At 71.3% G+C, this 22,750-nt stretch carries 20 protein-coding genes; 8 read left to right on the top strand and 12 right to left on the bottom strand.

What is annotated here, in order from left to right:
* Positions 1-108: 108 nt before the first annotated feature.
* The 7 genes from OG381_RS39390 to OG381_RS39360 form a co-directional block, all read right to left on the bottom strand.
* Positions 109-885 (bottom strand): ABC transporter ATP-binding protein, encoded by a 777-nt coding sequence (locus OG381_RS39390; RefSeq protein ID WP_307023566.1) that lies wholly within the window; start codon positions 883-885, stop codon positions 109-111.
* Positions 878-1,816: an ABC transporter permease gene (locus OG381_RS39385; protein ID WP_327720747.1), complete on the bottom strand. Its 939-nt coding sequence runs from the start codon at positions 1,814-1,816 to the stop codon at positions 878-880. The genes OG381_RS39390 and OG381_RS39385 overlap by 8 nt, the downstream gene beginning before the upstream one ends.
* 100 nt (positions 1,817-1,916) lie before the next feature.
* Entirely contained in the window at positions 1,917-2,789 is an 873-nt protein-coding gene (locus tag OG381_RS39380) for a glycosyltransferase family 2 protein (protein WP_307037065.1), read from the bottom strand.
* Positions 2,790-2,794: 5 nt separating this feature from the next.
* On the bottom strand, positions 2,795-3,574 hold the full coding sequence (locus tag OG381_RS39375; protein ID WP_307023568.1) for a CDP-alcohol phosphatidyltransferase family protein: 780 nt from the start codon (positions 3,572-3,574) through the stop codon (positions 2,795-2,797).
* On the bottom strand, positions 3,552-4,613 hold the full coding sequence (locus tag OG381_RS39370; protein WP_327720746.1) for an iron-containing alcohol dehydrogenase family protein: 1,062 nt from the start codon (positions 4,611-4,613) through the stop codon (positions 3,552-3,554). The genes OG381_RS39375 and OG381_RS39370 overlap by 23 nt, the downstream gene beginning before the upstream one ends.
* Entirely contained in the window at positions 4,601-5,353 is a 753-nt protein-coding gene (locus tag OG381_RS39365; RefSeq protein WP_327720745.1) for a phosphocholine cytidylyltransferase family protein, read from the bottom strand. The genes OG381_RS39370 and OG381_RS39365 overlap by 13 nt, the downstream gene beginning before the upstream one ends.
* Positions 5,350-7,143, bottom strand: coding sequence for a DUF5941 domain-containing protein (locus tag OG381_RS39360; protein ID WP_327720744.1), 1,794 nt, complete (start codon positions 7,141-7,143; stop codon positions 5,350-5,352). The genes OG381_RS39365 and OG381_RS39360 overlap by 4 nt, the downstream gene beginning before the upstream one ends.
* A 284-nt stretch (positions 7,144-7,427) precedes the next feature.
* Between OG381_RS39360 and galE the strand changes: the two genes are divergently transcribed.
* From galE to idi, 3 genes are all read left to right on the top strand, one after another.
* Entirely contained in the window at positions 7,428-8,393 is a 966-nt protein-coding gene (galE, locus tag OG381_RS39355; protein ID WP_327720743.1) for a UDP-glucose 4-epimerase GalE, read from the top strand.
* A gap of 149 nt (positions 8,394-8,542) precedes the next feature.
* Complete coding sequence (locus OG381_RS39350; RefSeq protein WP_327720742.1) at positions 8,543-9,484, top strand: cation diffusion facilitator family transporter; 942 nt, start codon at positions 8,543-8,545, stop codon at positions 9,482-9,484.
* A 198-nt stretch (positions 9,485-9,682) separates the two neighbouring features.
* Positions 9,683-10,276: an isopentenyl-diphosphate Delta-isomerase gene (gene idi, locus OG381_RS39345; RefSeq protein WP_327720741.1), complete on the top strand. Its 594-nt coding sequence runs from the start codon at positions 9,683-9,685 to the stop codon at positions 10,274-10,276.
* A gap of 10 nt (positions 10,277-10,286) precedes the next feature.
* Here idi and OG381_RS39340 read toward each other — a convergent pair whose 3' ends face one another.
* Positions 10,287-10,796: an ATP-binding protein gene (locus OG381_RS39340; protein WP_327720740.1), complete on the bottom strand. Its 510-nt coding sequence runs from the start codon at positions 10,794-10,796 to the stop codon at positions 10,287-10,289.
* Positions 10,797-10,970: 174 nt separating this feature from the next.
* Positions 10,971-11,594, bottom strand: a complete 624-nt coding sequence (locus tag OG381_RS39335) for an HdeD family acid-resistance protein (protein WP_327720739.1) — start codon at positions 11,592-11,594, stop codon at positions 10,971-10,973.
* Between the two features lie 64 nt (positions 11,595-11,658).
* Between OG381_RS39335 and OG381_RS39330 the strand changes: the two genes are divergently transcribed.
* The gene (locus tag OG381_RS39330) at positions 11,659-12,408 is read left to right on the top strand and encodes an enoyl-CoA hydratase/isomerase family protein (protein ID WP_327720738.1); all 750 of its coding nucleotides are present in this window, start codon (positions 11,659-11,661) and stop codon (positions 12,406-12,408) included.
* On the opposite strand, the gene OG381_RS39325 is transcribed toward OG381_RS39330, so the two are convergent.
* Together OG381_RS39325 and OG381_RS39320 are read right to left on the bottom strand one after the other, a co-directional pair.
* Positions 12,395-13,030, bottom strand: a complete 636-nt coding sequence (locus tag OG381_RS39325; protein WP_327720737.1) for a DJ-1/PfpI family protein — start codon at positions 13,028-13,030, stop codon at positions 12,395-12,397. The two genes, OG381_RS39330 and OG381_RS39325, sit on opposite strands and share 14 nt — an antisense overlap.
* Before the next feature lie 882 nt (positions 13,031-13,912).
* Positions 13,913-14,872 carry a GlxA family transcriptional regulator gene (locus OG381_RS39320; protein WP_327720736.1) on the bottom strand — a complete coding sequence of 320 codons (960 nt, stop codon included), beginning with the start codon at positions 14,870-14,872 and terminating at the stop codon, positions 13,913-13,915.
* Between the two features lie 114 nt (positions 14,873-14,986).
* Here OG381_RS39320 and OG381_RS39315 point away from each other — a divergent pair, with 114 nt between their 5' ends.
* The 4 genes from OG381_RS39315 to OG381_RS39300 all read left to right on the top strand — a co-directional run bounded on the left by OG381_RS39315 (position 14,987) and on the right by OG381_RS39300 (position 20,925).
* Entirely contained in the window at positions 14,987-15,856 is an 870-nt protein-coding gene (locus OG381_RS39315; RefSeq protein WP_327720735.1) for an SCO6745 family protein, read from the top strand.
* A 1,020-nt stretch (positions 15,857-16,876) separates the two neighbouring features.
* A complete protein-coding gene (locus OG381_RS39310) occupies positions 16,877-17,008 on the top strand; it encodes an LPFR motif small protein (RefSeq protein ID WP_256122763.1) in 132 nt (43 codons plus the stop codon).
* Positions 17,009-17,088: 80 nt separating this feature from the next.
* Positions 17,089-19,506 (top strand): Tex family protein, encoded by a 2,418-nt coding sequence (locus OG381_RS39305; protein ID WP_327720734.1) that lies wholly within the window; start codon positions 17,089-17,091, stop codon positions 19,504-19,506.
* 246 nt (positions 19,507-19,752) lie between these two features.
* Positions 19,753-20,925: a serine hydrolase domain-containing protein gene (locus tag OG381_RS39300; protein WP_327720733.1), complete on the top strand. Its 1,173-nt coding sequence runs from the start codon at positions 19,753-19,755 to the stop codon at positions 20,923-20,925.
* Here OG381_RS39300 and OG381_RS39295 read toward each other — a convergent pair.
* Positions 20,922-22,562: an ABC-F family ATP-binding cassette domain-containing protein gene (locus tag OG381_RS39295; RefSeq protein ID WP_327720732.1), complete on the bottom strand. Its 1,641-nt coding sequence runs from the start codon at positions 22,560-22,562 to the stop codon at positions 20,922-20,924. The genes OG381_RS39300 and OG381_RS39295 overlap by 4 nt on opposite strands.
* Positions 22,563-22,750 lie beyond the last annotated feature (188 nt).

Below are 22,750 nucleotides of genomic sequence, written 5' to 3'. Positions count from 1 at the left end.
ACGCCGCACCGAAGTTGACGTTTCCTTTGCAGACGCGGGGCCCCGCCGGAGCAGTTCCGGCGGGGCCCCACGAAGCGTCGTGGCCCGGTTCGTCCAGGCCCGGGTGGACTACTTGCCCGTGAACTTCTCGTACTCCTTGAGGACCTCTTCGGTCGGGCCGTCCATGCGCAGCTCGCCGCGCTCCAGCCACAGGACCCGGTCGCAGGTGTCACGGATCGACTTGTTGTTGTGGCTGACCAGGAACACCGTGCCCGCGTGCTTGCGCAGTTCGCGGATGCGGGCCTCGGAGCGCTTCTGGAACTTGCGGTCGCCGGTCGCCAGCGCCTCGTCGATCATCAGGACGTCGTGGTCCTTGGCCGCGGCGATGGAGAAACGCAGACGGGCCGCCATGCCGGAGGAATAGGTGCGCATCGGCAGGGTGATGAAGTCGCCCTTCTCGTTGATGCCGGAGAAGTCGACGATCTCCTGGTAGCGCTCCTTGATCTGCTCCCGGGACATGCCCATGGCGAGCCCGCCCAATATGACGTTCCGCTCACCCGTGAGGTCGTTCATCAGGGCCGCGTTGACGCCGAGCAGCGAGGGCTGGCCGTCGGTGTAGACCTTGCCGCTCTCGGCGGGCAGCAGGCCGGCGATGGCGCGCAGCAGGGTCGACTTGCCGGAGCCGTTGGAGCCGATCAGGCCGATGGCCTCACCGCGGTAGGAGACGAAGGAGACACCGCGCACGGCGTGCACCTTGCGGACGCCGCGCTCCTCGCCGCGCTTGACGATGCGGCTCAGCGCGGCGGTGGCGCTGCCCTTGCCGGACTTGGCGCCGTTGACGCGGTAGACGATGTGGAGGTCGTCCGCGATGACGGTGGGGCGGGGGTCCCGCTGCTGCTCAGCCACGGCCGTACCTCTCCTCGGCCTTCCAGAAGTAGACGAAGCCGAACGCACCGGCGAGCAGCGCCCAGCCGAGGGCGAAGAGCCAGACGTGCGGGGGCAGGTACTCCGAGCCGTATCCGTCGATCATCGCGAAGCGGACCAGGTCCATGTAGATCGCGGCGGGGTTCCACTGCAGGACCTCGGTGACCCAGCCCGGCATGTCCTTGTCGGCGAGCATCGCCGGGATGCTGAACATGACGCCCGAGGCGTACATCCAGGTCCGCAGCACGAACGGCATCAGCTGGGCCAGGTCGGGGGTCTTGCTGCCCATGCGGGCGAAGGTCAGCGCGAGGCCGGTGTTGAAGACGAAGTGCAGGACCAGCGCGGGCAGCACCAGCAGCCAGGACAGCCCGGGGTAGCTGCCGAACGCCACCATGACCACGACCAGCACGATCATCGAGTACAGCAGCTGCTGGAGCTGCTGGAGCGCGAAGGAGATCGGCAGCGAGGCGCGCGGGAAGTGCAGGGCGCGGACCAGGCCGAGGTTGCCGGAGATGGCGCGCACGCCGGCGAGGACCGAGCTCTGCGTGAACGTGAAGACGAAGACGCCCGTGACCAGGAACGGCACATAGATGTCGTGCGGAATGCCCTTCCGGGCGCCCAGCAGCAGACCGAAGATGAAGAAGTACACGAGCGCGTTCAGCAGCGGCGTGGCCACCTGCCACAGCTGGCCGAGCTTGGCCTGGCTGTACTGGGCGGTCAGCTTCGCCCGCGAGAACGCGAGGATGAAGTGACGGCGGTCCCAGAGCTGGCGGACGTACTCGACGAGCGAGGGGCGGGCGCCGCTCACGGACAGCCCGTACTTGTCGGCGAGCTGGGCCGCCGTGAGGCCCTCGTCGGGCGACGGAGGCGCGGTCACCGCGACTCCGCCGTCGTGCGTTGTCTCACTACTCACCAGTGGAAACTTTCGTCTTCGAGATGCGCAGCCTGTGCGGGCTGGGGGCATGAACCGGGGTCCTGGGGCGGGCCCGGTGGTGCTCTCAGTGTCGAGCTTGTCAGATGACCGGGGGCCGGCCCAGTCGGGTCAGCCGCCACACCGTACGCCACTTCATGGGCCTGCGGGGGCCGCAGCCGGTGCTCCACCCCTCCCGGAACCCGCCGAACCACGCCTTCAGCGCGGGCCGCGAGGGGCGGCGCAGCAGGGTGAGCAGCATCCAGACCCCGAGGTAGACGGGGACCAGGAGGGCGGGGAGGTTGCGGCGGGCGAGCCAGACGCGGTTGCGGGCGACCATGCGGTGGTAGACCGCGTGCCGCGAGGGCGCGGTCGTGGGGTGGTACAGCACCATGTCGGACCGGTAGTCGATCATCCAGCCCGCGTCGAGAGCCCGCCATGCCAGGTCGGTTTCCTCGTGGGCGTAGAAGAATGCGTCCGGGAGACCGCCGACTTCGGCGAAGACCTTCGTCCGTACGGCGTTGGCGCCGCCGAGGAAGGTGGTGACCCGGGAGGAGCGCATCGGGTCCGCCGCGCGCAGCCGGGGGACGTGGCGGCGCTGGGTCTCGCCGGTGTCCGGGTCGGCGATGCGGAAGCTGATGATGCCGAGCTCGGGGTCGGCCTCGAAGGCCTGGCGGCACAGCTCGGCGGTGTCGTGGTTCGCGAGCAGGCCGTCGTCGTCGAGGAAGAGCAGTATGTCGACGTCGCGGCCGCTGGGGCCGAAGGCCTCGATGCCGACGTTACGGCCGCCGGGGATGCCGAGGTTCTCGGGCAGCTCGACGGTGCGCACGCCTTCGGGGACCTCGGGGACGGGCGAGCCGTTGCCGACGACGGCCACCTCGACGCGGTCGCCGTCCTGCTTGGCGACCGAGTCGAGCAGGGCCCGCAGTTCGTCGGGGCGGTTGCCCATGGTGATGATGACCGCGCCGACCTTCATGCCGCTCACTTCAGCCTGCTGGAGGCGAGGATGGACACGAGGTGCAGCAGGGTCTGGAGCAGCGCGATGCCCGCGAGGACCGCGACGCCGAGCCGGGTCCAGAACAGGTCGCCGCGCATCTGGTCGACGATCGCCAGGACCAGGATCAGCAGGGACGCCTCGATGCCGAGGATCAGCCGGTGGAACTTCAGCAGGGCGGCGGCCTTGCGGGCCAGTGCCATGCCGGAGGAGCGCATCTCGGACGCCGACTCCTGGACCGGCGGCTTGCCGGCCTGGTGCCGGGCGACACCGACGAGGTCGGTCTCCGCCTTGATCAGGATGGCGCCGAGCGCGGCCAGGGTGCCGAGGAAGGCCCACAGCCAGTCGATACGGCCGCTGCCCCACAGGTCGGCGGCGCGCAGACCGAAGCCCACGAGCACGGCGGCGTCGGTCAGGTAGGCGCCGACCCGGTCCAGGTAGACACCGTTGAGGGAGTACTGCTTCTTCCAGCGGGCGATCTCGCCGTCGACGCAGTCCAGCAGCAGATACATCTGCACGCAGACCACACCGAGCACGGCCCCCGGGATCCCCGGCACGAGAAGTGCCGGGGCCGCGAGGACACCGAAGACGGTCATCAGGTACGTGAGCTGATTGGGCGTGACCCTGGTGTTGACCAGGTAGCGGTCGATCCGCAGGGACACCTCGCGCATGTAGAGGCGCCCCATCCAGTGCTCACCGCTGCGCCGGTCCTTGACCCCTGCGGGGTGCACGACCGGACGGAGTTCAGCTACCGATGGTCTTGACATAGTCGACGTAGAGATCCTTGATCTGGTCGGGCTTGAGGTCGAGGTGTTCGAGGATCGTGTACCGGCCGGGCCGGGTCTCCGGAGCGAACTCCACGGCGCGGACGAACTCGTCCACGGTGAAGCCGATCTCCTCCGGAAGCACCGGCAGTCCGTGCCGGCGCAGCACGGAGGCCATGTGCGCCGACTCCTCGTGGGCACCCCGCAGGAACATCGCGAAGGTGGCGCCCAGTCCGCACTGTTCGCCGTGGGCGGCGGCGCGTTTGGGGAACAGCAGGTCGAAGGCGTGGTTGATCTCGTGGCAGGCACCCGAGGAGGGACGGGAGTCCCCCGAGACCGACATGGCGATACCGCTGAGCACGAGCGCCTCGGCGAGCACCTGGAGGAAGTCCGTGTCCCCTATGCCGCCGGGGTGCCGGAGAACCGCCTCGCCGGCCTGGCGGGCGATCGCGGCGGCCAGGCCGTCGATCTTCTCGCCCTTGACACGGTTGGCCAGCTCCCAGTCAGCGATCGCGGAGACGTTGGAGACGGCGTCACCGATGCCCGCGCGCACGAAGCGGGCCGGGGCCTCGTGGATGACGTCGAGGTCGATGACGACCGCGATCGGGTTCGGCACACCGTACGAGCCGCGGCCCGCGTCGTTGTCGAGGGTCGCGACCGGGGAGCACAGGCCGTCGTGCGCGAGATTCGTCGGTACGGCGACCAGTGGCAGGCCGACGCGCGCCGCGGCGAACTTGGCGCAGTCGATGATCTTGCCGCCGCCGAGACCCACGACCGCGTCGTAGTGGCCGGCCTTTATGTCACTGGCCAGCTGGACGGCGTCGTCGAGGGTGCCGCCGCCGACCTCGTACCAGGTGGCGCCGGGCAGCGAGGGCTCGAGCCGCCGGCGCAGCCGGGCGCCGGAGCCGCCGCTGACGGCGACGGCGAGCCGGCCGGAGTGCGAGATGCGCTCGTCGGCGAGGACGCCCACCAGGTCGTCGAGGGCACCCGGGCGGATGTCGACGACGACCGGGGCGGGGATGAGCCGGGTCAGTAGAGGCACGCGATCTCCCGTCCGCGGGCGAGGTCGTCGTGGTTGTCGATCTCCACCCACTTGACGTCGCCGATCGGCGCCACGTCGATCTTGAAACCGCGGTTCACGAGCTCCTGGTAACCGTGCTCGTAGAACTGCTGAGGGTCCGTCTCCCAGACCGTCTTCAGCGCGTCGGCCAGGTCGGCGGCGGCGTCGCCCTCGATCAGGGTGACACCGATGTACTCACCGGTGGCCTCGGCCGGGTCCATCAGCTTGGTGATCTTCCGGACGCCCTTGCCGGGGTCCACGACGACCTTCATCTCCTCGTCCGCGAGCGACTTCACGTCGTCCAGGGCGAGGATGATCCTCTTGCCCTCGCCACGGGCGGCGAGCAGCGTCTTCTCGACGGAGACCGGGTGGACGGTGTCGCCGTTGGCGAGGATCACGCCGTCCTTGAGGGCGTCACGTCCGCACCACAGGGAGTAGGCGTTGTTCCACTCCTCGGCCTTGTCGTTGTCGATGAGGGTGAGCTTGAGGCCGTACTTCGCCTCCAGCGCCGCCTTGCGCTCGTACACGGCTTCCTTGCGGTAGCCGACGATGATCGCGACCTCGGTCAGGCCGATCTCGGCGAAGTTGCCGAGGGTCAGATCGAGAACCGTGGGTTCGCCCTCTATGCCCGCGGGACCCACCGGCACCAGAGCCTTGGGAAGGCTGTCGGTGTAGGGGCGCAGACGCCGTCCGGCGCCGGCCGCCAGCACGAGGCCGATCATGCGGGTTCTCCTTCATCGTGTACGGCGGGCGCCCCGGAGGACACCCAGAAGCGGATGCTCTCGACGAGCACCAGCAGGGCCACGGCCACGGCGAGAGCCGTGAGCGCGACCGTGAACTGCGAGGCGGTGAGCGCGGCGGCCAGGACGGTGACGAGCAGCGTCCGCCCCTCGTGCCCCCCGATGGCGCGCACCAGCCAGGCCGGGGACGCGCCGGCGTTGCCGCGGATGCGGTACACCGTGTCGTAGTGATGGTAGGCGACCGCGGCCACCAGCCCGAAAGCCGCGGGAAGGGCACCGTTCACATCGGACTTGGCCGCCAGGAGCAAGACGGTGCAGTACTCGGCCGCCCGGAAGAACGGGGGGATCAACCAGTCGAGGGCGCCCTTGAGGGGACGCTCGATGGCTTCCGCGGACGCCATGATGTAGCCGCCGGCCATCAGGACGACCCACCAGCTCGGCCCCCACGCCCAGGCCCCGACCGTCACCAGGAGCGCGCCGGCGGCGGCGCTGAGGGGAGCCGTGGGACGGGACGGGCCCGGCAGGAAGCGCGCTATCACCTCGGCCAGCGGACCGCTGTCCGCGAGGTCCGCCAGGGCCTGTGCCGCCCGGTCCGTCCGCTTGGCCTTGCGGGTCAGCGAGCGCAGCACCCGGCCCGCCGTGGTGTACGTGGCCGCGAAGGCACAGCCGATGAGCAGGGCGTAGAAGGTGATCCGGGGAGTCGTGGCCGCCGTCAGGATCGCGATCATCGCCCAGCGCTCGCCGATCGGCAGCACGATCATCCGGCGGATCCACACCGTCCAGCCGACGCTGTCGAGCTTGTCGGAGAGCGCGGCGGTGGGGCTGGTGTTGGCGGTGGCGTCGTGGTTCGCCTCGTTGAAGGAGAAGTCGACGACGTGCCGGCAGGTCTGCAGGATCATCGCGCCGAGCGCCAGTGCCCAGACGTCGTCGCCGCCGCGGGCGGCTCCGAGGGCGAGACCGGCGTAGTAGGCGTACTCCTTGGCCCGGTCGAAGGTGGCGTCGAGCCAGGCGCCGAGCGTGGAGTACTGGAGGGAGTAGCGGGCGATCTGGCCGTCGACGCAGTCCAGGACGAAGGACGCGATCAGCAGGACGCCGGCGGCGATGAAGCCGGCCCGGGTGCCGGTGGCCGCGCTGCCCGCCGCGATCAGGGCGGTGAGCAGGGAGGCGGTGGTGACCTGGTTCGGGGTCAGGCCCCGGCGGGCGCACCAGCGGGCGATGTAGCGGGAGTAGGGGCTGATGAAGTGGGTGGTGAAGAAGCCGTCGCGGGACTTCACGGCCGACTTCAGGCGTACGGCTTCGTCGTCGACGTCCGCGACGGCCTGCCGTGCCTCGTTGCGGGCCTGCGGGTCGGTGGGCACGGCGGCGACCAGGCTGCCGAGCTCGGGGTGGTGGACACCGGCGTTCTCGGCGTCCAGCGCGGTGACGATGCGGTCGGCGAGGCTGTCGACGGCGACCGTCGTCCCGCCGCCGGCGCTGCTCTCCCGGGCCATCGCACGGGTCAGGGCCTGCCGCCCGGCCGGCTGGGCGGTGACGGCGCCGGAGATCGCGGCGAGCGGGAAGCGGGGGTCGGTGAGGCCGAGGCGCAGGGCGTGCGGGTGGCCCACGAAGCGGGCGTCGACTATGGCGACCCGCTGGTCTCCCGGGACCTGGGCGAGGAGCGTCTCGGCGTCGGCGGCGTCCGAGGCGACCCGGACATCGAAGCCGAGCGACCGCAGATCGCCCTCGATCGACGATCCGGGGACCGGCTGACCGGTGAGGATGGCGGTCGACAACCGAACTCACTCCCTGGGTGCCGACGCGGGGCGCCGGTCATCTGCATGGTGGGGGCGCCCCTCGGCGTGGCTCGGCGCGCCCGGGCGGCATGTCGGCAGAGGCTATCGGATGCCGGGAAGCCCACGTTCACCGCCCGTTCACGGGCCGATCAACGCCGTCTCCCCCGGCCTTTGCCGCGATCATCATGGGTGATCACGGGCCCCGCCCACAAACCGCGGGCCACCGGACCGGGCATCCGAGACATTGCGGGACCCACCACCGCCTCGGCATAGGGTGGGCGACCATGACATGGCTGATCACAGGCGGAGCGGGATACATCGGGGCCCACGTGGCGCGGACCATGACGGACGCCGGAGAGCGCGTCCTCGCGCTGGACGATCTGTCCGCCGGGTTCCCGGCGCGGCTGCCGGCGAACGTGCCGCTGGTGCGGGGTTCGTCACGGGACGCCGGTCTGCTGAAGCGGGTGCTCGCCGAGCACGAGGTGACCGGGGTGGTGCACCTGGCCGCGCGCAAGCAGGTCGCCGAGTCGGTCGCCCAGCCGACGCGCTACTACCAGGAGAACGTCGGCGGGCTGGCGACGCTGCTCGAAGCCGTCGCCGAGGCCGGGATCGAGCGCTTCCTCTTCTCCTCGTCCGCCGCCGTCTACGGCAACCCCGACGCGGAGCTGATCACGGAGGACACCCCGTGCGCCCCGGTGAACCCGTACGGCGAGACGAAGCTCACCGGTGAGTGGCTGGTGCGGGCGGCCGGGCGGGCGCACGGCATCTCGACCGTGTGCCTGCGCTACTTCAACGTAGCGGGCGCGGCCGTGCCGGAGCTGGCGGACACCGGTGTCTTCAACATCGTGCCGATGGTCTTCGACCGGCTCACCCGCGACGAGGCCCCGCGGATCTTCGGCGACGACTACCCGACGCCGGACGGCACCTGCGTCCGTGACTACATCCATGTCGCCGACCTGGCGGAGGCGCATCTGGCGGCCGCGCAGGGGCTCGGGGACCGGAGCGGGGACCTGACCGTCAACATCGGCCGCGGCGAGGGCGTCTCCGTGCGCGAGATGGTCACCGTCATCGGCGAGGTCACCGGCGACCGGCGACCGGCCGTCGTGGAGCCCCGGCGCCCCGGCGACGCCCCGGTCTCGGTGGCCTCGGCCGCCCGGGCCGCCGCGGAACTCGGCTGGACGGCTCGCCGCGGGGTGCACGAGATGATCGAGTCGGCGTGGCGGGGCTGGCGGCTGCACCACACCAAGTGAAGCCTGGGCGGTCTGACCTGCGGGATCGTTTCCGCAGGTCAGGGCACATGACAACGGTGTTCAGTGCCGCGTTGCCCCATACCCCCCACCCGTAGTTCACTGTGGCCCCGGGCGGGTTGTTCGGGATCGACGCACAGGAGGCGGCTTCCATGGGGGCTGGGCACGATCACGGGCACGCGCACTCGCATGCGCCGCCCGGCGGTACGGCGACCGCGGCGTACCGGGGCAGGCTGCGGGTCGCGCTGTCGATCACGCTCACCGTCATGGTGGTCGAGATCGTCGGCGGCATCATGGCGGACTCGCTCGCCCTGGTCGCGGACGCGGCGCACATGGCGACGGACGCGCTGGGTCTCGGCATGGCCCTGATGGCGATCCACTTCGCGGGTCTCCCGCCGAGCGGGAAGCGCACCTTCGGTTACGCCCGCGCGGAGATCCTCGCCGCGCTCGCCAACTGTCTGCTGCTGCTCGGCGTCGGCGGCTACGTCCTGTACGAGGCGATCCAGCGGTTCATCACGCCGGCCGGCACCGAGGGCGGGCTGACCATCGTGTTCGGCGCGATCGGCCTGGTCGCGAACATGATCTCGCTGTCGCTGCTGGTGCGCGGACAGGCGGAGAGCCTGAACGTGCGGGGCGCCTTCCTGGAGGTCGCGGCGGACGCGCTCGGCTCGCTCGCGGTGATCATCTCCGCGGTGGTGATCCTGACCACCGGCTGGCAGGCCGCCGACCCGGTCGCCTCCCTGGTCATCGGACTGATGATCGTGCCGCGCACCTGGAAGCTGCTGCGGGAGACCCTCGACGTCCTGCTGGAGGCGGCCCCGAAGAACGTCGACATGGACGACGTCCGGGCCCACATACTGGCGCTCGACGGCGTCGAGGACGTCCACGACCTGCACGCCTGGACGATCACCTCGGGGATGCCGGTGCTGTCCGCGCATGTGGTGGTGCGCTCGGACGTGCTGAATGCGATCGGTCACGAGAAGATGCTCCACGAGCTCCAGGGCTGCCTCGGCGACCACTTCGACGTGGAGCACTGCACCTTCCAGCTGGAGCCGGTCGGGCACGCGGAGCACGAGGCGAAGCTCTGCCACTGACACTCCCGCAAGCATGCTCGAACGTCCCGAAAGTACGTTTCAGGCGGAATGCAGCGATCCGGTGACCGGCTGCGTCCTCCACCCCACAGCACCTCCCCGGACGGTTCCCCGTCCGCCGCGCCGGGCACGATCAACTGCCGGTAGTGCCGTATTTGTGCGGCACACTTGGTGCGCGAAAAACCGATGCGAAGGATGGGCATGCCGATCACACCTGCCACCGCGACACACCGTGCGTCGAACGGCACAGCTGAGGCGATTCTGCTGGAACTCGTCGACGAGGACGGCGTCACGATCGGCACCGCGGAGAAGCTCGCCGCCCATCAGGCGCCGGGGCAGCTGCACCGCGCCTTCTCCGTGTTCCTCTTCGACGAGCGGGGCCGGCTGCTGCTCCAGCAGCGCGCGCTGGGCAAGTACCACTCCCCCGGCGTGTGGTCCAACACCTGCTGCGGCCACCCCTACCCGGGTGAGGCGCCCTTCGCGGCGGCCGCCCGGCGGACCTACGAGGAGCTGGGCGCCTCCCCGTCCCTGCTCGCCGAGGCGGGCACGGTCCGCTACAACCACCCGGACCCGGACTCGGGCCTGGTGGAGCAGGAGTACAACCACCTCTTCGTGGGCCTGCTGCAGTCGCCGCTGCGTCCGGATCCGGAGGAGATCGGCGAGACGGTCTTCGTGACGCCCGCCGAGCTGGCGGAGCGGCATGCCAAGGACACCTTCTCGGCCTGGTTCATGACGGTGCTGGACGCGGCCCGTCCCGCGGTCAGGGAGCTGACGGGCCCATCCGCCGGCTGGTGACGGCCGCTTCCTAGGACACCCGCGCGGGTACGAGCGGCAGGGCGGCCCAGATCACCTTGCCGCCGTTCGCCGTGTGCTCGACATCGCAGACGCCGCCCGCCTCGCGGGTGACCTCGCGCACCAGCAGCAGCCCGCGGCCGCCGGTCTGGCCGTGGTCGGCCTCCAGGGCGGTCGGCCGGTAGGGGTGGTTGTCCTCCACCGACACCCGCACCCACTCGGCGCCGACGGCGACCTCCACGGCGAGCATCGGCGACAGCAGGGCCGCGTGCCGCACCGCGTTGGTGACCAGTTCGGAGACGATCAGCAGGAGTCCCTGCACCAGGTCGTCCGAGACCGGTACGCCCTGACGCAGCAGCAGATCCCGCACGGCGTGCCGCGCCTGCGGGACCGAGACGTCGACGGCGGGTGCGGTGAACCGCCAGACGCCCTCGTACGGCAGGGGCCCGGGCGGACCGGGGGCCGGTTCCTCGACCTCGCCGGCCGCTGGGCGTGGGCCGGACCCGCGCCCATGGTTCTCCATTGTCCGGTCGCCACCCTCGCGCTCGATTGTCACCACACATCGAGTGTTGGCAGCGAGCCGCTCCGCGCCGGATGACTGAACAGAAGTCAGCAGATATCGAGCGTTTGTGATCGCTCTCGCATGACACGGTCGACTATGAGACTGCCCCTGTCCCGCTTTTGCCGTGTTCGTGAACTATTCGGGTTGTACGGGTTTGGCGACCGGCTCGTCCGTTCCGCTCCGCGCACCGTCCTCGGCGGCGAGCCGCTCGGAGACCATGCCGACGATCCGCCGCCCGCCGAACCCCGTGGCGATCAGACCGAGTCCGTCGAAGAGCAGCGCCAGCGAGAAGAAGCAGCCGATGACGTACTTGCTGCTGCTCGGCCAGGAGGCCAGCACGAGGATCCCGAGGAGCAGTCCGAAGGCACCCTGCACCAGCGTCCAGCCGAACTGCGTGCCGCGCACCACCAAGCTGCCGGCCAGCCGGAACACCCCGCCGGTCAGGAAGAGCAGCGCGGCGAACATGGTCAGGGCCTCGGCAGCCGCCTCGGGTCTGCTGATGACGACCACACCGGCCGCGATGTTCAGGGCCGCGACCACGACGCCGAGCCAGAAGAAGTTGCTGCCGCGCGCCTGGATCGCGTGCAGCAGGCCGACTGCGCCGCCGATCAGCAGCAGCCAGCCGAACAGCACCATCGAGGTGAGTGTGGCCACCCCGGTGTAGACGAGCCCGACGAGTCCGGCGAGCACCAGGACCACGCCGAGCGCGACCAGCCGGCCGAAGTCCCGGCTCAGCCTGGCGGTCTCGTCCTTGGCCATCGGCGCCTCCTCACACGGACCCCTCCCCGATCGTACGAGCGTCGGGGGCGGTTAGCATCCGGCCATGGAGCCCCAGCTGCTGTACAGCGTGACCGATTCGGTCGCCACCGTCGTCATCCACCATCCGGCCAAGCGCAACGCGATGACGGCCGCGATGTGGCGGGCGCTGCCGCCGCTGCTCGACACGCTCGCCGCCGACCCGGACGTACGGGCCCTGGTGCTCACCGGGGAGGGCGGGACGTTCTGCGCCGGGGCCGACATCTCCACGCTGCGGGGGTCGCCGGACGAGGCGCAGGGGCTCGCGGTGGCGGCCGAGGAGGCGCTCGCCGCCTTCCCGAAACCGACGCTGGCGGCGATCCGCGGGCACTGTGTGGGCGGTGGTTCACAGCTCGCGGCGGCCTGCGATCTGCGGTTCGCGCAGGAGGGCTCGCTGTTCGGGGTGACCCCGGCCAAGCTGGGGATCGTGTATCCGGCCTCCTCCACCAGGCGGTTGGTGGCACTGGTGGGTCCGGCCACCACCAAGTACCTCCTGTTCTCCGGTGAGTTGATCGACAGCGAACGGGCGTTGCGCACCGGGCTGGTCGACGAGGTGCTGCCGGAGGGTGAACTGACCAAGCGGGTGGCGGAGTTCACCCGGATCCTGGTGTCCCGTTCGCAGTTGACGCAGGCCGCGGCGAAGGAGTTCGCGAACGGCGTCGCGGACCGGGACGGGCACTGGGCCGAGCAGGCACGCGGCAACGGCGACACCGCGGAGGGCGTCGCCGCGTTCCTGGAGCGCAGGCAGCCGCGCTTCTCCTGGACTACTTCAGGATGAACCGGCTCTTGGAACGGAACTCCTCCACGAGGTGCGCGGGGGCCTTCTGGGGCGAGCCGGCGTCGTAGGGCGGCTGCGGGTCGTACTCCGTGAGCAGCTGGACGGCCTGGGCGTGTTCGTCGCCGGCGATCCGGCCCAGCAGGGTGAGCCCCATGTCGATGCCGGAGGAGACGCCGGCCGCGGTGACGTACTTGCCGTCGAGGACGACCCGCTCTCCCGTGGGCTCGGCCCCGAACTGCTTCAGGTAGTCCAGGGCGAGCCAGTGGGAGGTCGCGCGGCGCCCCTCGAGGAGTCCGGCGGCGGCCAGCAGCAGCGATCCGGTGCACACGGACGTCGTCCAGGTGCTGGTGGCGTCGGCGGCGCGCAGCCAGTCCAGGAGGGTCTCGTTCGCCATCTGCGGAGTCTGTCCGGGGCCGCCGGGGACGACCACGATGTCCGGGCTCGGCACGTCGGCGAGCGTGCGGTCGGCGGTGATGGCGAGGTTGCCGGTGTCGGCACGGACGGGACCCGTCCGCTCGGCGACGAAGAACAGCTCCGCGTCCGGGAGGCGACCGAGGGTCTCGTACGGTCCTACGGCGTCGAGGGCGGTGAAGCGGTCGAACAGGACGATGGCGATCTGCATCGGGATCCTTTCGGTGGGCGGATGCCGGAGGCGAACCGACCGGCGTCTCGGTGGGCGGATGCCGGAGGCGAACCGACCGGCGTCTCGGTGGGCGGATGCCGGAGGGGAAAACCGACCGGCGTCTCGATGGGCGACTGCCGGGGGAACCGACCGGCGCATCAGCGGGCAGGCGCCGGACGGAACCGACCGACACCTCAGTTGGCGGATGCCGGCAAGGAACCGACCGGCCTGGGTGAGCGGATGCCGACGAGGACCGACCGGCATCTCAGCCGCCGGATGCCGGAAGGGAACGACCGCCATCTCAGCGGGCGGATGCCGGAACGGAACCGACCGGCGTCTCGGTGGGCGGCGCCGGGGGAACCGACCGGCGCATCTGTGGGCAGGGCGGCGGAGGGAACCGACCGGCGCTTCGGCGGGCGGATGTCGGCAAGGAACCGACCGGCACATCAGTTGGCGGATGCCGGAGCGGAACCGACCGACATCTCGGTGGGCGGAGGCCCGGGGGGCCGACCGGCGCATCAGCGGGCACGGCGGTGGAGGGAACCGACCGGCACATCAGTTGGCGGATGCCGGAGCGGAACCGACCGGCCTCGGCGGGCGGATGCCAACGAGGACCGACCGGCATCTCAACCGGCGGATGCCGGAGGGAACCGACCGCCATCTCAGCGGGCGGGTGCCGGAGAGGAACCGACCGGTATCTCGGTGGGCGGATGCCCGGGGGGGCCGACCGGCGCATCAGCGGGCAGGTGGCGGACGGAACTGACCGGCGTCTCGGTGGGCGGATGCCGGAGTGGAACCGACCGGCGTCTCGGTGGGCGGATGCCGGAAGGGAACCGACCGGCGTCTCGGTGGGTGGATGTCGGCGACGGCTGAACGGTGGTCTCAGTGGGCAGGTGCTGGGTGGAAGCGGCGGCGGTATTCGGCCGGTGGTGTTCCCAGGGCTTTGACGAAGGCGCGGCGCATGGTCTCGGAGGTGCCGTAGCCGCTGGCTCGGGAGATTTCCTCGACGCCGTCGGTGGTGTCCTCCAGGAGACGGCGGGCGTGTTCGAGGCGGACCCGGTCGACGTAGCGGCCGGGGGTCGTGCCCGTCTCCGCCTGGAAGGCGCGGGCGAAGTGGCGGGGCGAGAGGCGGGCCCGGGCGGCGAGCGACTCGACGTTCAGATCGCCGTCCGGATGCTCGGTGATCCACTGCTGGACCTCCCGCAGGGGCTCCCGCCGCGCGGTCTGCGCGGCCAGCTGGGCGCTGAACTGGGCCTGGTTGCCCGGTCTGCGCAGGAAGACCACCAGATGGCGGGCGATGACGAGGGCGACCTCCCGGTCCAGGTCCTCCTCGACCAGCGCGAGGGCGAGGTCGATTCCGGAAGTGACCCCCGCGGAGGTGGCGACCGTTCCGTCCCGGACGTAGATCGGGTCGGGTTCGACGTCGATCGCCGGGTGGTCGCGGGCGAGCCTGTCGCAGTACGCCCAGTGGGTCGTGGCGCGACGGCCGTCGAGCAGGCCCGCCTCGGCGAGCAGGATCGCGCCGGTGCAGACGGAGACGAGGCGCTCCGCGCGCGGTCCGTTCTCGCGCAGCCAGTCCGTCAGGCGCGGGTCGGGACGGCGGGTGCCCTGACCGCCGGGGACCAGGAGGGTGTGCGGGGCGGGTGCGTCCGTGAGTGCCAGATCCGGTACGAGGGTCAGGCCGCTGGAGGTGCGCACGGGGGCGCCGTCCAGGGAGGCCGTACGGATGCGGTACGTGCCCGGGGTGTGTGTCTCGGCCCCGGCGAACACCTCCACGGGGCCGGTGACATCGAGGCTCTGCACGTCGTCGAAGAGGACGACGAGGACGGTTCGCTGCGTCATGCACTCGATTCTGGGCGGGCCCGGGGACGGCCGCAATGACGAGTACCCCACCTTTCCTGCCACGTCCCCCCTCACCCTGGAGCGGCATACCAAGCGGTTGGTAACCTGCCGGGCATGACTACCGCCCCCATCGAGCTGCGGGCCGTCCGCCGCTGCGCGAATGTGCTCAACTCCCTGCACGCCACCTCCTACTTCGCGCCCGAACTGGGCAAGGAACTGGCCGGAATCGGGATCACGCACCCCAGAGCCGCCAACTTCGCGGTGCGGGCCGCCGCCATGGGGCCGGTGGGCGCCGGGACGGTGACGGCGACGTTCTCCAACTACAAGCACGAGCTCGTGGCCCGGTACGTCCCCGAGGTGTGGGCCACCGCCTCGCCCGAGGACGTACTCGCGGCACGCGTGCGTGGCGTCGACGCGGCGCTGCGGCGGCTGCTCGGCGCGCAGACGCTCGCGTCACCGGAGATGGCGGAGGCCGCGGAGCTGGCGCTGCGCGCCACCGAGGCCTGTTCGCGCGGTGCTCGTCCGCTGTACTCGGCGCACGCGGACCTGCCGGTGCCCGAGGAGCCGCATCTGGCGTACTTCCACGCCGCGACCCTGCTGCGCGAGCACCGGGGCGACGGCCATCTCGCCGCGCTGACGGCCGCGGAGCTGAGCGGCCTGGAGGCCATGGTGGCCCACACGGCGACCGGCAAGGGCATGAGCCCCAAGTGGGTGCTCACCACGCGCGGCTGGAGCCGGGACGAATGGGACGCGGCGGTCGGACGGCTCCGGGACCGGGGGCTCCTGGACGAGGCCGGTGAACTGACCGAGCGGGGTGCGGCCCTGCGTGAGGAGATCGAGACCGAGACGGACCGCCTGGACCGGGCACCGTACGAACACCTCGGCACCGCGGGCGTGGCACGGCTGACGGAACTCGGAGCGGGCTTCGCACGGGCGGCGTTGGCGGCGGGGGCGTATCCGGCGGACCTGATCGGCAAGGGGTGAGTGTCGGGAGCCCGACTGGGCGGTGTGCCTTGGCAGCGGAGCGTGGCGGGGGCGCACCTGACGGTTGAGCGCATGTCGGGTCGGCGGACTTGGCGGGCCGTGTCGGGCGGCCTGGGCGCTGGGCCTTGTCGGGGCGGGCCGGAGGGTGGGCCTTGTCCGAGCGGGCCTGAGCACTGAGCCCTTGCCGGGACGGATCTGAGCGCTGCGCCCTGGTCGGGGCGGGCCGGAGGCTTCCGCGCATGTCGGGTCGGGACTGTCGACTGGGCGTATGTCGGGCGGGGCTGAGGGTGGAGCGCCTCTCGGGGCCTGTGGGACGGGCGCGCGCCGGGGCAGGCCTGTTGACCAGGCGCATGTCGGGCGGAGCTGAGGGTGGAGCGCCTCTCGGGGACTGTTGGACGGGCGCGCGCCGGGGCAGGCCTGTTGACCAGGCGCATGTCGGGCGGAGCTGAGGGTGGAGCGCCTCTCGGGGCCTGTGGGACGGGCGCGCGCCGGGGCAGGCCTGTTGACCAGGCGCATGTCGGGCGGAGCTGAGGGTGGAGCGCCTCTCGGGGCCTGTGGGACGGGCGCGCGCCGGGGCAGGCCTGTTGACCAGGCGCATGTCGGGCGGGGCTGAGGGTGGAGCGACTGTCGGGGGCCCTTGGGGTGGGCGCGTGCCGGGGCGAGGCCGGTGGCTTGGGTGCCTTGCGGGGGCGGGTCTGTCGACTGGGCGTGCGGGGTGAGGCGCCCTGGGCGCCAGGAGCGAGCCCGAGTGATGGTTTTGAACGCCGGGGCGTGTCGGCGGCGTCGTCGAGCATCGGGCAGGCCTGACGGCGGCGCCCTTGCGCGTCTGGTCCATGACGCGGCGGCGGCTTGTACGGAGCGCTGCCCTGAGATCGGCCCAGCGCGTGGAGACGGCACCCGCGCCCGGAGGTCAGGAGCGTCCCCGCCCGGCGCACGGTGAACACCGGACGCATGCCGGGGCGGTGATGAGGTACTCGGGCTTCCCCGGTCGCGTGGCCGGGGTGACGAAAGGGGAAGTTCGTGTTCCGAGCGATCGCAGACGTACTCCGTCAGATCGGCGGCGCCATCGCCACCGTCGTGACGCTGCCGTTCCGGGCGGTGGCCCGGCTGTTCGGCGGGGCGTCGAGCTCCACGCGGAGTCGTCGGGCCTGATGTCCGCGCCCTGATCCCCGAGTGTCCGTGCCACCTGCCACAATTGCCGCGCAACCTCTGTGAGAAGGCGGTACGGCATCGTGACGACACGCGAGCCCATCGACATCGGATCCATCGAAGGAAGGATCGCCGAGGAGCTCGGCGTGCGGGAGCGGCAGGTCAGGTCAGCCGTGGAGCTGCTCGACGGCGGCTCGACGGTGCCCTTCATCGCCCGCTACCGCAAGGAAGCGACCGAGATGCTCGACGACGCGCAACTGCGCACGATCGAGGAGCGGCTGCGCTATCTGCGGGAGCTGGAGGAGCGGCGGACGGCGATCCTGGAGTCGGTGCGCGAGCAGGGCAAGCTCACCGAGGAGCTGGAGGCGCGGATCCGCGGCGCGGAGACCAAGGCCCGCCTCGAGGACATCTACCTGCCGTACAAGCCGAAGCGCAGGACCAAGGCACAGATCGCCCGGGAGGCCGGTCTGGAGCCGCTCGCCGAGGGGCTCCTCGCGGACCCGGGCGTCGAACCGCTGGCCGCCGCCGCCGCGTTCGTCGACGCCGACAAGGGCGTGGCCGATCCGCAGGCCGCGCTCGACGGCGCACGGGCCATCCTCACCGAGCGGTTCTCCGAGGACGCCGACCTGATCGGCGAGCTGCGCGAGCGCATGTGGGTGCGCGGGCGGCTCGCCGCCAAGGTGAAGGACGGCAAGGAGGAGGCGGGCGCCAAGTTCGCCGACTACTTCGACTTCTCCGAGCCCTTCAAGCAGCTGCCCTCGCACCGCGTCCTGGCGATGCTGCGCGGCGAGAAGGAGGAGGTCCTCGACCTCGTCCTGGAGCCGGAGGAGCCGTCCGAGCAGCCTGGTCCGTCCTCGTACGAGGGGATCATCGCCCACCGGTTCCAGATCGCCGACCGCGGCCGACCCGGCGACAAGTGGCTCACGGACACCGTCCGTTGGGCCTGGCGGACCCGCATCCTGGTGCACCTCGGCATCGACCTGCGGCTGCGGCTGCGCACCGCCGCCGAGGACGAGGCGGTGAACGTGTTCGCGGCGAACCTCCGCGACCTGCTGCTCGCCGCCCCCGCCGGCACGCGCTCGACGCTGGGCCTGGACCCCGGGTTCCGGACGGGCGTGAAGGTCGCCGTCGTCGACGCCACCGGCAAGGTCGTCGCCACCGACGTCATCTACCCGCACGTCCCGGCCAACAAGTGGGACGAGGCGATCGCCAAGCTGGCCCGCCTCGCCAAGGAGCACGCGGTCGACCTGATCGCGATCGGCAACGGCACGGCGTCCCGCGAGACCGACAAGCTCGCCGGTGAACTCATCACCAAGCACCCCGAGTTGCAGCTCACCAAGGTGATGGTGTCCGAGGCGGGCGCGTCCGTGTACTCGGCGTCGGCCTTCGCCTCGCAGGAACTGCCGGACATGGACGTGTCGCTGCGCGGCGCGGTGTCGATCGCCCGTCGCCTCCAGGACCCGCTGGCCGAGCTGGTGAAGATCGACCCGAAGTCCATCGGTGTCGGCCAGTACCAGCACGACCTGTCCGAGGTGAAGCTGTCGCGTTCACTGGACGCGGTGGTCGAGGACTGTGTGAACGGTGTGGGCGTGGACGTCAACACGGCGTCGGCCCCGCTGCTCGCACGCGTCTCCGGCATCACCTCCGGCCTCGCCGAGAACATCGTGGCGCACCGCGACGCCAACGGTCCCTTCACCTCGCGCACCGCGCTGAAGAAGGTGGCCCGGCTGGGTCCGAAGGCCTACGAGCAGTGCGCGGGGTTCCTGCGGATCCGCGGCGGCGACGACCCGCTGGACGCGTCCAGCGTGCACCCCGAGGCGTATCCGGTGGTCCGGCGGATGGTGAAGACGGCGGGCCAGGAGGTCGCCGCGCTCATCGGCAACACGGGGGTGCTGCGGTCGCTGCGGCCGCAGGACTTCGTGGACGAGACGTTCGGTCTCCCGACGGTCAGCGACATCCTCAAGGAGCTGGAGAAGCCGGGGCGCGACCCGCGGCCCGCGTTCAAGACGGCCACCTTCAAGGAGGGCGTCGAGAAGATCTCCGACCTGACGTCCGGGATGGTGCTGGAGGGCGTGGTCACCAACGTGGCGGCCTTCGGGGCGTTCATCGACGTCGGCGTCCACCAGGACGGTCTCGCGCATGTCTCGGCGCTGTCGAAGACCTTCGTGAAGGACCCGCGGGAGGTGGTGAAGCCGGGTGACATCGTCAAGGTGAAGGTCCTCGACGTCGACATCCCGCGCAAGCGGATCTCGCTGACGCTGCGGCTGGACGACGAAGCGGCTCCGCAGGGTGAGCAGGGGCAGCAGGGTGGCGGGGGCGAGCGCCGGCAGCGGGGCGGGCGTCCTCCTCAGCAGCGGCAGCAGGGCCAGCAGCGGCAGGGCGGTGGCCGTGGTGGTCAGGGGGGCGGTTCGCGTCAGGCGGCGCCGCCGCCGGCCAACAGCGCGATGGCGGACGCGTTGCGCAAGGCCGGGCTGCTCGATCCGAAGAAGGGCAAGCGCTGACGGCTTCGCCGATCGGACGGTGGGGAAGCTGCAAGACCGTCGTGGCGGGTCGCGCAGTTCCCCGCGCCCCTGGATGAGGCGCTTCGCGCCCATCCAGCAGGGTAGCCCCGGAGGGCGACACGCCTCGCACAGGGCTGAGGACGCGGCGCGTTGGGCCAGGTGCAGTAGCTCGAGCGACTGCCTTCCACCGGCCAGGGCGAAGCTGGGCGGGTCAGTCCGCCCCGTCCCGCCTGCCCGGGAGAGTCCATGCCTGTCCCCTCCAGATTCCGTCGCCGCACGGCGGTCGCCCTGCTCGCGGCCTCTCTGGCCGCACTGTCACCGACCGCCGTCGCCACCACCGCGCCGCCCGGACCGCACACCGACACCAGGCTGCAGCAGCAGCTCCAGGACCTGGTCGACGCGCCCGGCGGTCCGCCCGGTGTCATCGCCGTGCTCCGGGACGGCAGGAACAGCCGGGTCCTCAGGGCCGGAGTCGCCGATCTCGACACCGGTCGCCGGCCCGCGCCCCACGACCACATGCGGATCGCCAGTACGGCCAAGGCCTTCAGCGGCGCGGTCGCGCTCTCCCTCGTCGACTGGAACACCCTGGACCTCGACGACACCCTCGGTGAGCGGCTGCCGCACCTGCCCAAGGCCTGGCATGCCGTGACACTGCGCCAGCTGCTGCACCACACCAGCGGCCTGCCCGACTACTCGCGGAGCGCCGGGTTCCTGAAGATCGTCCTCGCCGACCCCCGGCACCGCTTCGACTCCCGCAAGCTGCTGGACTTCGTCGCCGACGAACCCCTGCGGTTCGAGCCGGGCTCCCGGTACGAGTACTCCAACTCGGACAACATCGCCGTGGCCCTGATGGCGGAGGCGGCCACCCACATCCCGTACGAACAACTGCTGCACAAGCTGGTGTACCGGCCGCTGGGCCTGCGCGACACCAGCCTGCCGCAGGGGTACCGGATGCCGAAGCCGTATCTGCACGGCTACGACGTGACCCCGCCCGACCCGCCCGTGGACGTGAGCGAGGTCCTGGGCATGTCCGGCGTGTGGGCGTCGGGCGGAATCGTCTCCACGCCCTCCGACATGACGCGCTTCATCCGCGGTTACGCCGGAGGGCGACTGTACGGACCGCAGGTCGTGGAGCAGCAACGCGACTGGATCCCCGGCAACTCCGAGCCCAAGGGGCCCGGGCGCAACGACGCGGGGCTCGCCATCTTCCGCTACACCACCCGCTGCGGCGTGGTGCTGGGGCACACCGGCAACACCCTCGGCTACACCCAGCTCATCGCGGCGACCCCGGACGGGCAGCGGTCACTGACGTTCTCGGTCACCACCCAGATCAACCAGGCCCAGAAGCCGGACCTGCTGCGCCGGATGCGGGCCGTCCAGGAGAACCTCGTCTGCTCGCTGCTGCGCCACCGGTCCTAGCGTTCGGTCACCTTGCCGTCCGCGACCTCCAGGCGGCGGGTGACATGGACCGCGTCCAGCATGCGGCGGTCGTGCGTCACCAGGAGCAGCGTGCCCTCGTAGGCGTCGAGCGCCGACTCCAGCTGCTCGATGGCCGGGAGGTCGAGGTGGTTGGTCGGTTCGTCGAGGACCAGGAGGTTGACGCCCCGGCCCTGGAGCAGGGCCAGGGCGGACCTCGTGCGTTCGCCCGGGGAGAGCGTGGCCGCCGGGCGCAGGACGTGGTGGGCCTTCAGACCGAACTTGGCCAGCAGGGTGCGGACCTCGGCCGGTTCGGTGTCGGGGACCGCGGCGCAGAAGGCGTCCAGCAGTGACTCGGTGCCGTGGAACAGCTTGCGGGCCTGGTCGACCTCGCCGACCAGGACGCCGGAGCCCAGCGAGGCGGTGCCCGCGTCGACCGGGACACGGCCCAGCAGCGCCCCGAGGAGGGTCGACTTGCCGGCGCCGTTCGCGCCGGTGACCGCCACCCGGTCCGCCCAGTCGATCTGCAGGGTCACCGGGCCGAGCACGAAGTCACCGCGGCGGACCTCCGCCTCCCGCAGGGTCGCCACCACCGAGCCCGAGCGCGGCGCCGAGGCGATCTCCATGTGCAGTTCCCACTCCTTGCGCGGCTCCTCGACGACCTCCAGGCGTTCGATCATGCGCTGGGTCTGCCGGGCCTTCGCGGCCTGCTTCTCGCTGGCCTCGCTGCGGAACTTGCGGCCGATCTTGTCGTTGTCGTTGCTTGCCTTGCGGCGCGCGTTCTTGACGCCCTTGTCCATCCAGGACCGCTGGGTCTGCGCCCGGTCCTGGAGGGCCGCCTTCTTGTCGGCGTACTCCTCGAAGTCGTCGCGGGCGTGCCGGCGGGACACGTCGCGCTCCTCCAGATAGGCCTCGTAGCCGCCGCCGTAGATATTGATCTGTCCCTGCGCCAGGTCGAGTTCGAGGACCTTGGTGACCGTGCGGGTGAGGAACTCGCGGTCGTGGCTGACGACGACCGTGCCCGCGCGCAGGCCGCTCACGAAGCGCTCCAGGCGCTCCAGGCCGTCCAGGTCGAGGTCGTTGGTCGGCTCGTCGAGGAGGAAGACGTCGTAGCGGGAGAGCAGCAGCGACGCGAGCCCCGCCCGTGCCGCCTGGCCGCCGGACAGGGACGTCATCGGCTGGTCCAGGTCCACGGCCAGGCCCAGTGTGTCGGCCACCTCGGCGGCGCGCTCGTCCAGGTCCGCGCCGCCGAGGTCGAGCCAGCGCTCCAGGCTCGTGGAGTACGCGTCGTCCGCGCCCGGCGCCCCGTCGACCAGGGCCTGGGTCGCCTCGTCCATGACCCGCTGGGCCTCGGCGACGCCGGTGCGGCGGGCCAGGAAGTCCCGGACCGTCTCGCCGGGGCGGCGCTCCGGTTCCTGGGGAAGGTGGCCGACGGTCGCCGTCGGCGGGGAGAGCCGGAGCTCGCCCTCCTCCGGCGTGGTCAGCCCGGCGAGCAGCCTGAGCAGGGTGGACTTGCCCGCGCCGTTGGCTCCGACCAGCCCGATGACGTCACCGGGCGCGACGACGAGGTCGAGCCCGGCGAACAGGGAGCGGTCGCCGTGGCCGGCGGCGAGGTTCTTGGCGACGAGTGTGGCAGTCATGAGGGGATCGATCCTAGCGAGGTGCCGGAGGAGGCTTCCCGCGGATTCCGTGCCGGGGGCCGAGCCGGCGCCACGGGGGACGACAACGCGAGGACGGCGCAGCTGCGCAGAATCGCTCCGATCTCCCCCCGGCGGCTGTACTTTTGCGGTCAACTTCCTTGCATCGCACGGCCATCCGGCCCACATCA

It is taken from the genome of Streptomyces sp. NBC_00490 (assembly GCF_036013645.1).
Lineage (GTDB): Bacteria > Actinomycetota > Actinomycetes > Streptomycetales > Streptomycetaceae > Streptomyces > Streptomyces canus_F.
The sequence above is the reverse complement of the archived record's forward strand: the minus strand, read 5'-3'. Positions and strand labels throughout refer to the sequence as shown.

Bases quoted from the DNA above. Each gene is read 5' to 3' on its own strand.
- OG381_RS39380 (WP_307037065.1), bottom strand. From the start codon at position 2,789: ATGAAGGTCGGCGCGGTCATCATCACCATGGGCAACCGCCCCGACGAA.
- OG381_RS39375 (WP_307023568.1), bottom strand. From the start codon at position 3,574: ATGTCAAGACCATCGGTAGCTGAACTCCGTCCGGTCGTGCACCCCGCA.
- OG381_RS39365 (WP_327720745.1), bottom strand. From the start codon at position 5,353: ATGATCGGCCTCGTGCTGGCGGCCGGCGCCGGACGGCGTCTGCGCCCC.
- galE (WP_327720743.1), top strand. From the start codon at position 7,428: ATGACATGGCTGATCACAGGCGGAGCGGGATACATCGGGGCCCACGTG.
- OG381_RS39350 (WP_327720742.1), top strand. From the start codon at position 8,543: ATGGGGGCTGGGCACGATCACGGGCACGCGCACTCGCATGCGCCGCCC.
- idi (WP_327720741.1), top strand. From the start codon at position 9,683: ATGCCGATCACACCTGCCACCGCGACACACCGTGCGTCGAACGGCACA.
- OG381_RS39340 (WP_327720740.1), bottom strand. From the start codon at position 10,796: ATGGAGAACCATGGGCGCGGGTCCGGCCCACGCCCAGCGGCCGGCGAG.
- OG381_RS39335 (WP_327720739.1), bottom strand. From the start codon at position 11,594: ATGGCCAAGGACGAGACCGCCAGGCTGAGCCGGGACTTCGGCCGGCTG.
- OG381_RS39330 (WP_327720738.1), top strand. From the start codon at position 11,659: ATGGAGCCCCAGCTGCTGTACAGCGTGACCGATTCGGTCGCCACCGTC.
- OG381_RS39325 (WP_327720737.1), bottom strand. From the start codon at position 13,030: ATGCAGATCGCCATCGTCCTGTTCGACCGCTTCACCGCCCTCGACGCC.
- OG381_RS39320 (WP_327720736.1), bottom strand. From the start codon at position 14,872: ATGACGCAGCGAACCGTCCTCGTCGTCCTCTTCGACGACGTGCAGAGC.
- OG381_RS39315 (WP_327720735.1), top strand. From the start codon at position 14,987: ATGACTACCGCCCCCATCGAGCTGCGGGCCGTCCGCCGCTGCGCGAAT.
- OG381_RS39300 (WP_327720733.1), top strand. From the start codon at position 19,753: ATGCCTGTCCCCTCCAGATTCCGTCGCCGCACGGCGGTCGCCCTGCTC.
- OG381_RS39295 (WP_327720732.1), bottom strand. From the start codon at position 22,562: ATGACTGCCACACTCGTCGCCAAGAACCTCGCCGCCGGCCACGGCGAC.